This window comes from Streptomyces spiroverticillatus, from assembly GCA_014650415.1.
Lineage (GTDB): Bacteria > Actinomycetota > Actinomycetes > Streptomycetales > Streptomycetaceae > Streptomyces > Streptomyces spiroverticillatus.
This window is the reverse complement of sequence record BMUX01000017.1, coordinates 157,509-169,093: the sequence shown is the minus strand read 5'-3', so window position 1 is coordinate 169,093 and position 11,585 is coordinate 157,509. Positions and strand designations below refer to the sequence as shown.

At 69.4% G+C, this 11,585-nt stretch carries 13 protein-coding genes; 3 read left to right on the top strand and 10 right to left on the bottom strand.

Annotated features, from left to right (window positions below):
* Nucleotides 1–44: 44 nt before the first annotated feature.
* The 10 genes from IE269_RS34135 to fabG form a co-directional block, all read right to left on the bottom strand.
* Nucleotides 45–1,157, bottom strand: a complete 1,113-nt coding sequence (locus tag IE269_RS34135) for a beta-ketoacyl synthase N-terminal-like domain-containing protein (RefSeq protein WP_189827136.1) — start codon at nt 1,155–1,157, stop codon at nt 45–47.
* Nucleotides 1,150–1,776 (bottom strand): flavodoxin family protein, encoded by a 627-nt coding sequence (locus IE269_RS34130; RefSeq protein WP_189827135.1) that lies wholly within the window; start codon nt 1,774–1,776, stop codon nt 1,150–1,152. The genes IE269_RS34135 and IE269_RS34130 overlap by 8 nt, the downstream gene beginning before the upstream one ends.
* A gap of 95 nt (nt 1,777–1,871) precedes the next feature.
* Nucleotides 1,872–2,858: a sensor histidine kinase gene (locus tag IE269_RS34125; protein ID WP_189827134.1), complete on the bottom strand. Its 987-nt coding sequence runs from the start codon at nt 2,856–2,858 to the stop codon at nt 1,872–1,874.
* A 107-nt stretch (nt 2,859–2,965) separates the two neighbouring features.
* Nucleotides 2,966–3,640, bottom strand: coding sequence for a response regulator (locus IE269_RS34120; protein ID WP_189827133.1), 675 nt, complete (start codon nt 3,638–3,640; stop codon nt 2,966–2,968).
* A 47-nt stretch (nt 3,641–3,687) separates the two neighbouring features.
* A complete protein-coding gene (locus tag IE269_RS34115) occupies nt 3,688–3,891 on the bottom strand; it encodes a DUF5708 family protein (RefSeq protein WP_189827132.1) in 204 nt (67 codons plus the stop codon).
* 154 nt (nt 3,892–4,045) lie between these two features.
* Nucleotides 4,046–5,080: a dTDP-glucose 4,6-dehydratase gene (rfbB, locus tag IE269_RS34110; RefSeq protein ID WP_189827131.1), complete on the bottom strand. Its 1,035-nt coding sequence runs from the start codon at nt 5,078–5,080 to the stop codon at nt 4,046–4,048.
* Entirely contained in the window at nt 5,077–6,144 is a 1,068-nt protein-coding gene (locus IE269_RS34105) for a glucose-1-phosphate thymidylyltransferase (protein ID WP_189827130.1), read from the bottom strand. The genes rfbB and IE269_RS34105 overlap by 4 nt, the downstream gene beginning before the upstream one ends.
* 69 nt (nt 6,145–6,213) lie before the next feature.
* Nucleotides 6,214–7,788, bottom strand: coding sequence for an acyl-CoA carboxylase subunit beta (locus tag IE269_RS34100; protein ID WP_189827129.1), 1,575 nt, complete (start codon nt 7,786–7,788; stop codon nt 6,214–6,216).
* Nucleotides 7,789–7,818: 30 nt separating this feature from the next.
* Entirely contained in the window at nt 7,819–8,163 is a 345-nt protein-coding gene (locus tag IE269_RS34095; RefSeq protein WP_189827128.1) for an acyl-CoA carboxylase epsilon subunit, read from the bottom strand.
* Between the two features lie 168 nt (nt 8,164–8,331).
* Nucleotides 8,332–9,117 (bottom strand): 3-oxoacyl-ACP reductase FabG, encoded by a 786-nt coding sequence (fabG, locus tag IE269_RS34090; protein WP_189827127.1) that lies wholly within the window; start codon nt 9,115–9,117, stop codon nt 8,332–8,334.
* Nucleotides 9,118–9,368: 251 nt separating this feature from the next.
* On the opposite strand from fabG, the gene IE269_RS34085 reads away from it, so the two are divergent.
* From IE269_RS34085 to IE269_RS34075, 3 genes are read left to right on the top strand one after another with little or no spacing between them, the layout of a single operon-like run.
* Nucleotides 9,369–9,803, top strand: coding sequence for an ester cyclase (locus IE269_RS34085; protein WP_008404516.1), 435 nt, complete (start codon nt 9,369–9,371; stop codon nt 9,801–9,803).
* A complete protein-coding gene (locus tag IE269_RS34080) occupies nt 9,800–10,645 on the top strand; it encodes an NAD(P)H-binding protein (protein ID WP_229898425.1) in 846 nt (281 codons plus the stop codon). The genes IE269_RS34085 and IE269_RS34080 overlap by 4 nt, the downstream gene beginning before the upstream one ends.
* A 41-nt stretch (nt 10,646–10,686) precedes the next feature.
* On the top strand, nt 10,687–11,556 hold the full coding sequence (locus IE269_RS34075) for an NmrA/HSCARG family protein (protein ID WP_189827126.1): 870 nt from the start codon (nt 10,687–10,689) through the stop codon (nt 11,554–11,556).
* The last annotated feature ends 29 nt before the right edge of the window (nt 11,557–11,585 follow it).

Here is an 11,585-nt window from a genome sequence, read left to right as displayed (position 1 = left end):
CGGTGGTGCCGGCCACAGGCCGTCAAGTGCGGCTCGGGAGGCCGTCAGGTGCGGCTCAGGATCAAGCAGGCGTTGTTGCCGCCGAAGCCGAAGCTGTTGACTGCCGCGTGGGACAGTCGGTGGCCCCGCTGGGCCTCGGCGGGAAGGACGACCCTGCTGCTGGCTTCGGGGGCGGACAGCCCCACGGTGGGCGGTACGGTGCCGGTGCGCAGTGCCGTCGCGGTGGCGGCGATCGCGGCAACCCCCGAGATGTGCAGCAGGTGGCCGATGGCGCCCTTGTGCGAGCTCATCGGCAACCGCGCCAGTCCGTTCTCGGCACAGATCTGCTCGGCGGCCTGCAGTTCGGCGGCGTCGCCCTGTTGGGTGCCGGTGGCGTGGGCGTGCAGGTAGTCGAGGTCGCTGACTCCCGCGTCCGCCATGGCCGCGCGCATGCACGTGCTGATCGCGTCCGTGTCGGAGGCGACGGCCTTTCCCGCGGAGAGACGGCACGCGAGGCCCGCGACGGCGAGGTCTGCGTTCGCCCCTCTTCTGCGTGCCTGGCCGGCGTCCTCCAGGACCAGTGCCCCGCCGCCCTCGCCCAGCGATATTCCCTGCCGGTCCACGTCGAACGGCCGGGCCGGTTCCATCGACAGGGCCCGCACGACATCGAGGCTCGCGTACTCGTAGGGGTTCAGCGCGGTCCCGCCCGCCACGACGACGGCGGGCGCGTTGCCCGACCGGAGGATCTCCCGGGCCAGGCTCACCGCGAAGAGCGTCGAGGCACAGGCCTGCGTGATGTACAGCGCGGAGCCGGTGCCCAGGGCGCCGCTGCGGGTGGGGCCCATGAACTCGCGCTGGTCGGCATCCACGCCGTCGAGGGTCTTGGGCAGGGGCGACTGCCCTACCAGGATCACCTGGCTGCCCTCGGGGAGACCGGTCAACCGGGCCGCCTGCAACGCCTCTTCGACCGCGGCGAGCATGTACGCCTGTCGGCGGGGGCCTCCTGCCGGCGTTTCACCGCTCACCTCGCCCACCGCGTGCCCCCGGTAGGAGGCGGCACGAAAACGTCGCGCCCGCTCCAGCGCGCAGCGGCGCTCGGCCAGCCCCTGGCTGAAAGCGGCGGTGCCGTTCCCGAAAGCGGTGGCCAGCCCGATGCCGCTGATGACGATGTCACGCATTGTTCCACTGCCTTTCCGAGGACAGGGCGTTGAGCAGGGCGGACGGGGTGGCAGACGTCGTGGCGGGGAGTACCGGCGGCTCGCCCGAGCCCCATGCGGCGGCCACGGCCAGGCAGTCCCGGTGATGAGGGTCGTCCCCGGGCAGCAGAGCCGGCTCGCAGATCACCACTGCTCGATGGCCGGCCGAGGTCGCGAGTTCCACGACGGCCTCGGCGGAGACTCCGGCCAAGAGGTAGCAACTGCCTTGGTGGCCTGCTGCCGTGAGATAGGGGCGCACCAGTTCGGAGGTCTCCGGACGTACCGAGTCCGACGGTCGCAGGCGCCGGTGGGTTTCATGACATCGGGTGACCAGGCGACGCGCCGCGAAGATGCTGTAGTCGTCGCAGAGCACGTAGAGCGGAGCAGTGCTGCGCAGTTCGTCGTCGAGAGCACCGAACGCCGCTTCGAGAACGGCGCTCACGGCCTCCACCGGCGTCTTCACCGTTCTCGGTTGCCCGGTCAGCAGGGCCTCACCCGTGGCTCGGGTGGCGACGTGCAGCGCGGTCTCGTCCGTGGCGGCCAGCGCTATGCGTGAGTCGACCGCTGCGCCGACTGTCACCACGTTCGTTGTGCGTGACATTGCTCCTCCTTGCTTGCCCCATGCCGGTCATCAAATATTCCAGCATCCTGAAGCAGGAGTCATACTTTGTCAATCTTTGTTACATTAGCTCACTGTCACGCGTGATCTGCGGGTGTTGACAGAGGGAGAAGTGCCTCCACCATGAATCCGCCGTCCTGTGTCGGCTGAGCCAGCAGGCTCCCGCCGAGCGCCGCCGCGCGTTCTCTCATGCCCTGGATGCCCTTGCCGCTGCCGGGCGCTGAAGGCCCTTTCGTACCGGCTCTGTTGCGCACCACCATCAGGAGGTTCGCCCCCGCTCTGCGTATGACCACCGAGACAGGTGCATCGGGGGCGTACTTGCGCGCGTTGGTGAGGGATTCCTGGACGATGCGGAAGACCGCTCCCTCCACCGCCGGCGGGCACGCGAAGCCGTCCATGTCCCGCATGTCCAGGGCGACATGAGGGCCCGCGGCCGTGATCAGTGTCGGCAGGTGGGAGAGCCCCGGAGCAGGCGTGCTCTCGGTGCGTTCGGTCGGCGTCCGCAGCGCCGTGACCAGGGACCGCAAGTCGGCCAGGGCGGCCTGGCTGGACTTGCGCACCAGGGCCACCGACGGGCGCCGTTCGGGAGGGAGGCTCACCTCCAGCGCACCGGCCTGCAGCGCTATCAGGCTGAGGTGGTGGCCCACCGTGTCGTGGATGTCGCGAGAGAGACGGGTCCGTTCCTGCAGCATCAACTGCTGTGTCTCGAAAGCCTGTTGACGTGTTCTGACCAGGGCGAGTTCCGCCATCTTGGCCCGTAGGTCCCTTCGTGAGGCGACCAGCCGGGCGAGGATCACGGGCGTGATGGAGACCAGCCCCGAGAACATGGCGGTGAGCGCCACCGAGGACGGAGCCCAGTCCGCCGGCCCCAGGTGGGGCCAGGGAGCGAAGGACACGATGGTCATCGCACTCGCACCGATCGCAGTCGACGCGGAACCGGTGAGCAGAGCCACGTGGTACAGCGACACCATCGGTGCCAGCCACACATAGCCCAGGGATACAGCGGGAAGCGTCGCGATCAGTGCCGCCCACGGCCATCGACGGCACACCACCAGTGCGGCCACAGCAAGGCAGCTAGCGCCCAGAGCCCACGAACTGCCCCAGGAACGCGTGGCCCACACCTCCGTGGCAACCAGCGCCACCACCCCGGCAGTCACGGCAGGACGCCTGGTCACGATTGCCGGCACAGCTCTCGCGTTTCGGCGTTCAGGCCCATGTTGTGGGCGGCGACGGCCAGGGCGACCCGGGTCTTGGCCCCGAGCTTCGCCCGCAGCGAATGAACGTGGTACTTGACCGTCGCCAGGCCGATGCCGAGGACTGCGGCGGTCTCCGCGTTCGACATGCCTACGGCTACCAGGCAGAGGACGTCACGCTCCCGTGGAGTGAGGCGGGCCGGTGTGGTCGTGGCACGGAAGGGCATCGGCGCCTCATGGGGGCGGAGCGTGTCGGCGAAGGTGTGCTGCACCGTCGGCTTGAGCACACTGCCGCCGGCGGCAAGCACACGGACCGCAGCGATCAGCATGTCCGGATCGGAGTCCTTGACAAGAAAGCCGGCGGCCCCACTGTGCAGGGCGTCACGGAAGCGGCTGCCGTCGTCGAAGGCGGTGAGCATGGCTGTGGCCGGGGGCGAATCGAGCGCCAGGAGGGCCCGTATGACAGTGAGCCCGTCGATGTCGGGCATCACGGCGTCCACCAGAGCCAGGTCGGGTGCGGTCGCCCGTACCCGGTTCGTGGCGTGACGCCCCTCGCACTCCGCCACCACCTCGATGTCACCCGCCGACTCGAGTATCTGCCGCAGTGCGGCTCTCGTCAGCGCCTCGTCGTCCACGACGGCGACCCGTATCACTTATCACCTTTCGTACTGGAAGCAGGAGGCCCGGCGAACGGACGCCTCTAACCACCCTTCGCGGGGTTCGAGCTGCGCATCGCCTGGAACAGGCCCATCGCAACGAGCACGCCGCCCACGCACATCAGCACCACGCCGACCTTCGTCAGTGTGACGACGGGGGTCTCCACCCCGTCCGTGAAGAGGCGCAGGGCCAAGCCGATGGCGAAGGTGATGACACCTTCCAGCATGTTCTTCGACCCCTGCTTCATGTACGGTCACTCTCCTTCGAGAACGTGCGCCGCTGCTCCGCGCACCGCGTTTCAGTTCTTGATCAGCATAGAAACGCGCCGTGCTCGAATCCTCACCCTGCAGAAGGAACCGGAGTACACCGTTCGGTGGATCGAGATCCGGACAACCTGCAATTCACGTATCCATCGAAGGGTGTAGTTCACGCACCGTACGAGGGCAATCGAGATTTCCGTGCGGCAATGCCGCGGGTTGCCACCAGGATCGGTTGGTGCGGTACCAGTCGACGGTTTCGGCGAGGCCGGTGCGGAAGTCCTTCGTCGGGTGGTAGCCGAGCTCTCGGGTGATCTTTGTGCAGTCCACCGAGTAGCGGCGGTCGTGGCCCTTGCGGTCGGCGACGTGGTGGACGTTGCTCCAGTCGGCCCGGCAGGCTTCCAGGATCAGGCCGGTCAGCTCCCTGTTGGTCAGTTCGGTGCCGCCGCCGATGTTGTAGACCTCGCCGGCGCGGCCGCCTCTGCGGACCAGTTCGATGCCGCGTACGTGGTCGTCGACGTGCAGCCAGTCGCGGATGTTGCCGCCGTCGCCGTAGAGCGGTACCGATCCGCCGTTCAGGAGCGTGGTGACGAACAGGGGGATGATCTTCTCCGGGAACTGGTGGAGGCCGTAGTTGTTGGAGCAGCGGGTCACGCGCAGGTCCAGGCCGTGGGTGCGGTGGTAGGCGAGGGCGATGAGGTCGCTGGAGGCCTTGGCGGCGGAGTAGGGCGAGTTGGGGCTGACGGGGGAGGTCTCCGGCCAGGAGCCCTGGTCGATGGAGCCGTAGACCTCGTCGGTCGAGACGTGGACGAAGGTGTCGATGCCGTGGTGCAGTGCGGCGTCGAGGAGCGTCTGGGTTCCGGACACGTTGGTACGGATGAAGTCGGTGGCGCCGGTGATGGAGCGGTCGACGTGCGATTCGGCGGCGAAGTGCACGATCTGGTCGTGGGCGGCGACCAGTTCGTGGACCAGGGGGGCGTCGCAGATGTCTCCGCGTACGAAGGTGAATCTGCGGTCGTCCGCCACGGCGGCCAGGTTGCTGAGGTGTCCGGCGTAGGTGAGCTTGTCGAGGACGGTGATGGTCACGTCGTCGGTGCCGCGGGGACCGAGCAGGGTGCGGACGTAGTGCGAGCCGATGAATCCGGCGCCGCCGGTCACCAGGAGGGATGTGGCGCTCATGACGCGATCTGCACCTCGCTGTGGTCGCCGAGTACGAGTGTGTTGCCGGACGGCATGCGTGGGGCCGAGGTGACGGATGCGCTGCGGCCGACGAGGGAGGCGCTGACCCGGCGGATGCCTTCGAGGCGGGCGTCGCGCAGCACGATGGAGAACTCGATCTCGGTGTCCTCGATCCGGCAGCCCTCGGAGATGGAGGTGTAGGGGCCGATGTAGGAGTCGCTGATCAGGGTTCCCGCGCCGATGACGGCGGGGCCCACGATGCGCGATCTGCGGACCTGGGCGCCGGCTTCTATCCGGACGCGGCCGATCACCTCGCTGGCCGCGTCGACGCTTCCCTCGACGCGTTCCTCGATGCCCTCCAGGACGAGCCTGTTCACCTCCAGCATGTCGGTGACGTTTCCGGTGTCCTTCCAGTAGCCGTCGATGGTGGTGGAGCGGACGTCGTGCCGGTGGTCGATCAGCCACTGGATGGCGTGGGTGATCTCCAGTTCGCCGCGCCAGGAGGGCTTGATGGCGCGTACCGCTTCGTGCACCGCGGCGCTGAAGAGGTAGACGCCGACGAGGGCCAGGTCGCTCTTCGGCTGCCGGGGTTTCTCCTCGAGGCCCACCACACGGCCTTCGGCGTCGAGTTCGGCGACTCCGAAGGCGACCGGGTTGGGTACGCGGGTGAGGAGAATGCGGGCGTCGGGCCGCTCGGCGCGGAACTCCTCGACGAGCTCGGAGATGCCTCCGACGATGAAGTTGTCGCCGAGGTACATCACGAAGTCGTCGTCGCCGAGGAACTCCCGGGCGATCAGTACGGCGTGCGCGAGGCCGAGCGGGAGTTGCTGGGGCAGGTAGGTGACGCGCAGGCCGAACTTCGAGCCGTCGCCGACCGCGTCCTGGATCTCCTCGGCGGTCTCCCCCACCACGATCCCGACTTCGGTGAGGCCGGCGGCGGCGATGTCCTCCAGCACGTAGTAGAGGACCGGCTTGTTGGCCACCGGCACCAGTTGTTTGGGCGAGGTGTGGGTGATGGGGCGCAGACGGGTGCCTGACCCTCCGGAGAGGACGAGAGCCTTCATGCGTCCCACGCTAGGCGGGCCCGCTCAAGCCTTGCTGGGACGTGGGACGACCCTGAACGTCCCGTCGCCTCACAGTGGCGGGTTGCCGTGCTTGCGGGAGGGGGTGTCGGCGTATTTGGTCCGCAGCATCGTGAGTGCGCCGATGATCGCGGAGCGGGTCTCGGCCGGGTCGATGACGTCGTCCACGAGGCCGCGTTCGGCCGCGTAGTAGGGGTGCATCAGCTCGGTCTTGTACTCCTTGATCTTCTGTGCCCGTTCGGCGTCCGGGTCCTCGGCCGCCGCGATCTCGCGGCGGAAGATGACGCCTGCGGCGCCTTCGGCGCCCATGACGGCGATTTCGTTGGTGGGCCAGGCCAGGGAGACGTCGGCGCCGATGGAGCGTGAGTCCATGACGATGTACGCGCCGCCGTAGGCCTTGCGGAGAATCAGCTGGATGCGCGGGACGGTGGCGTTGCAGTAGGCGTACAGCAGTTTGGCTCCGTGCCGGATGATGCCGTTGTGCTCCTGGTCGACGCCGGGGAGGAAGCCGGGGACGTCGACGAGGGTGAGGATCGGGATGTTGAAGGCGTCGCAGAACTGGACGAAGCGGGCGGCTTTTTCGCTGGCGTGGATGTCGAGGACGCCGGCCGCCGAGACGGGCTGGTTGGCGACGATCCCGGTGACGTGACCGTCGAAGCGGGCCAGTGCGCAGACCACGTTCTGCGCCCAGGCTCGCTGGACCTCGAAGAACTCGCCGTCGTCGGCGATCTCCTCGATGACGGCACGGATGTCGTAGGCCTGGCCTGGGTGGGCCGGGACGAGGTGGAGGAGGTTGTCGGTGCGGCGGTCGGTGGGGTCGGCCGTCTCCTCGCGGGGGGCGGTTTCGCGGTTGTTGGAGGGCAGCAGCGACAGCAGGAAACGTACGTCTTCCAGGCAGCTCTCCTCGTCGTCGTAGGCGAAGGCCGCCACGCCGGAGACGGCGGTGTGGACGTCGGCGCCGCCGAGGCCGTTGTGGGTGATTTCCTCGCCGGTGACGGCTTTGACGACGTCGGGGCCGGTGATGAACATCTGTGAGATGTCGCGGACCATGAACACGAAGTCGGTGAGGGCGGGGCTGTAGGCGGCGCCGCCCGCGCAGGGGCCCAGCATCACGGAGATCTGCGGGATCACTCCGGAGGCGCGGGTGTTGCGCCGGAAGATGCCGCCGTAGCCGGCGAGGGCGGTGACTCCCTCCTGGATGCGTGCGCCCGCGCCGTCGTTCAGGGAGACCAGCGGGGCGCCCGCGGACAGCGCGAGGTCCATCACCTTGTGGATCTTCTGGGCGTGGGCCTCGCCGAGGGCGCCGCCGAAGATGCGGAAGTCGTGTGCGTAGACGAAGACGGTCCGGCCGTGGACGGTGCCCCATCCGGTGACGACTCCGTCGGTGTGGGGCTTCTTGCCCTCCAGGCCGAATCCGGTGGCGCGGTGGCGGCGCAGTGCCTCGATCTCGTGGAAGGAGCCCTCGTCGAGGAGGGTCTCGATGCGCTCGCGTGCCGTCAGTTTGCCCTTGGCGTGCTGCCGTTCGGTGGCCGCCGGGTCGGGTCCGGCGGCGGCGCGGGCCTTGATCTCGGCCAGTTCCGCGGTGCGGTCCTGGATGCGGACGGGAGAGACGTCGCTGATGGTCATGGGTTCCTCCGGGACTGTGGACAGGTGTGGTCAGGAGGCCCAGGAGCCCGGCGCGCGGTAGGCGGGCCGGGTGGGGTGGGGAAGTCTGAGGATCCGGGGTGCGGCGGCGGCCGGACCGCTGTCGTGGAGCCGGCGCAGACCTGCCATGAGTACGGCGGCCACGGCGGCCGTCTCCTCGGTGGTGGGGTTTCCGCGGGAGATGCGGAACGAGGCCATCGCCAGTGCGGTCGAGAGCGGTACGTCGTCGGCCGGGCGCGGTACGGCATCGGTTGAGCGCGGTACGGCGTCGGCCGGTCGAGGTACGGCGCCGGCCGAGCGCGGTGCGGCGTCGGTCGCGGCCGGTCCGGGCTGCGGCGTGCTGCGAGTCAGGCTCATGCAAAGGACCCTTCCGGTCTTCCCGGTTCGGGTCCCGGTGGGGTTCCGGGGAGAGCCGGGGCGGTCGTACGGCTTCTCTTGCCTGCGCTGCGGGGAACCCCCGGGGAGGGCGCGGCCGTGGGCCGCGGCGGCTCTCCCGCCTTCCCCGGAGGGGCCGGTCGTCGGGGATCAGAAGTTGCCGAGGCCGCCGCAGACGTTGAGGGCCTGTGCGGTGATGGAGGCGGCCGTGTCGGTGGTCAGGTAGCCGACCAGGCCGGCCACCTCTTCGGGGGTGGAATAGCGGCCGAGCGGGATCTTGGCGGTGAACTTCTGCATGATCTGCTCTTCGGAGGTGTCGTAGGCCGCCGCGTAGCCGGAGCGCACGCGCTGGGCCATGGGGGTTTCGACGTATCCCGGGCAGACGGCGTTGACGGTGATGCCGGTGGGGGCGAGTTCGTTGCCCAGGGCCTTGGTGAAGCCGACGACGCCGTGCTTGGAGGCCGAGTAGGGGGCGCCGAGCACGACGCCCTGCTTGCCCGCGGTGGAGGCGATGTTGATGATCCGGCCGCGGCCGGAGCCTTCCATTCCGCCGTTCTTGAGGACTTCGCGGGTCAGCCGGAACACGCTGGTGAGGTTGGTGGCGATGACGTCGTCCCACAGTTCGTCGGTGAGGTCGGCGGTGGGGCCGCCGCCGCTGCGCCCGGCGTTGTTGACGAGGATGCCGATCGGGCCGAACGCGGCGACGGCGGCGGCGACGAGCGCCTGGAGCGAGGCGGGGTCGCGGACGTCGGCGGCGGTGCCGTCGACGTCGAGGCCCTCGGCGCGCAGGTCGGCCACCGTCTCCTTGACCTGCTGCTCGGTGCGTGCGCAGAGGAAGACCTGATGGCCGCGGGCGGCGAGGTCGCGCGCCACGGCCAGTCCGATCCCGCTGGTGCCGCCGGTGACCAGGGCCACCGTGGGGGTCTGTGTCGTCATGGGTCTACCTCCGTGAAGGGCATGGGTGGGTCCGACCCTTTCCCGGCACGCTCGACGGCCGCCCGAGCGGCGCTGGAGGGAAGGGGTGGGCGCAGTGCCGCAAAAGTCTCGCTCGAATTCAGCTCAATTACCGGTGCATGCTGCGTCGAATTCCCTTCCCGGGATATTCCGGGAGGTTGTCCGCCCTGCTTCTTTCCGCGCAGGATGACGAAAGACCGAAAGCCCAGCACATTTCCTGCGGAAGGAATGCGATGAGCAGTCAGATCGACGCCGTGCGCCGAATGATCCAGGCGTACAACACCGGAGAAACCGGTGACGTGGCGGAATACATCCACGCCGACTACCTGAATCCCGCTTCGATGGAGCACATGGACCTGCGTGGTCCCGATTCCTTCGCCATGGCGGTGAAGTGGCTGCGGATGACGTTCTCCGAGGAGGCCCGCCTGGAGGAGGTGCAGTTGGAGGAGCGCGGGGAGTGGGTGCGCGCCTCGCTGGTGCTGTACGGCCGTCACGTGGGCGAACTCGTGGGGATGGCCGCCACCGGGCGGGTGTTCTCCGGGGAGCAGATCCACCTCATCCGTTTCGTCGACGGCAAGATCCGTGACCACCGTGACTGGCCCGACTACCAGGGCACGTACCGGCAGCTCGGCTCCCCGTGGCCGGAGCCGCAGGGCTGGCGGGCATGAGCATGTTCCTGGTCACGGGAGCCACCGGCAAGGTCGGCCGGGAGGCGGTGGATCAGCTGCTCGCGCTGGGCCACCCGGTGCGGGCGCTGAGCCGTGCGCCCGAGGAGGCGGGGCTGCCTGCGGGTGTGGAGGTGGTGGCGGGCAGTCCTGCCGATCCCGCCTCGCTGCGGGCCGCCTTCGAGGGGGTGTCGGCGGCGCTGGTGGTGCTCTCCGGTGATGTGGGCGGTGAGGCGGCGCATGTGGCGGCCGCCGCCCGGGCGGCCGGGACGCAGCGGCTGGTGCTGCTGTCGTCTGGCGGTATCGAGCATCCGCTGCCGCACGGCATCGCCCACGAGCACCGGGCCGCCGAGACGGCGATCGAGGAGTCCGGGGTGCCGTGGACGTTTCTGCGGCCGGGTCCCTTCCACGCCAACACCTCCTGGTGGATCGCCACGGTCCGCGACGCGGATGCGGTGCGCTGCTGGATCGGCAACAACCCCGGTGCTCCGATCGACGAGTTCGACATCGCGTCGGCCGCGGTGGTCGCCCTGACCGAGGACGGTCACCTGGGGAAGTCGTACCTGCTCACCGGTCCGCAGACGCTGACCTCGCAGGAGCAGGCCCGGATTCTGGGTGAAGTGCTGGGCCGGGAGCTGGAGTTCTCGGTGGCGCCGCCCGAGGAGGTGGTGGAGGTGTTCACCAGGATCACCGGGGACCGTGCGGCGGCGGAGTCCAACGTGGCGGCCCTGCACAGCCCCGAGGTGCCGTGGGCCAGGCCGACGCGGGCGGTGCGTGACCTGACCGGGCGCGAGCCGCGCCCCTACCGCCAGTGGGCCGTGGAGAACGCGGCCCTGTTCCGCTGAGCAGCAGCCGCACCGCAGCTGCGTATCCGAAGGAGTGTCAGATGAGCAGGATCCTGGTGACCGGCGCGACCGGTCTGCAGGGCGGGGCGGTGGTCCGTGAGCTGATCGGCCGCGGCCGGCCGGTGGCGGCGCTGGTGCGTGACCCGGCCGCCGAGCGGGCGCGGGCGCTGGCGGATCTGGGGGTGGAGCTGGTCCGCGGCGATCTGGACGACGAGTCGTCGCTGCGTTCGGCGCTGGAGGGGTTCCACGGTCTGTTCGCGGTGCAGAACTTCATGACCCCGGCCGGTCTGGGGGGTGAGGTCCGGCAGGGCCGGGCGCTCGCGCGGGCCGCGAAGGCGGCGGGGGTCGGCCATGTGGTGTACACGTCGGTGGGCGGTGCCGAGCGGGAGAGCGCGGTGCCGCACTTCGACTCCAAGCGGGGCATCGAGCGGTATCTGACGGGCACCGGTGTGCCGTTGACGGTGCTGCGTCCGACGTTCTTCATGGACAACTTCGCCGCTCACGGGCCGGAGTTGGTCGACGGCACGCTGGTGGTGCGGCTGGCGCTGAAGCCCGGGACGCGGGTGCAGTTCATCGCGGTCCAGGACATCGGGTTCTTCGCCGCGGAGGCCTTCGACCGGCCGCAGACGTACGTGGGGCGGTCGGTGGAGATCGCCGGTGACGCCCTGACGGCGACGGAGATCGCGGAGGCGTTCGCGGCGCGTTCGGGTCTGCCGGCCCGGTTCGAGGAGCTGTCGCTGGACGCGGTGGCGCACAACCCGTACATCCCCAACGCCCCCGACATCGCCCTGATGTTCGAGTGGTTCCAGGAGCACGGGTACCGGGCCGACATCGAGGCGCTCCGCGCCGAGCACCCGGGGCTCCAGTCCTTCGCGACGTACCTCAAGGGCATCGAGGTGCCCACCGCCTGACGGCGCGTCGTCCCCACACCCCCCCCCAG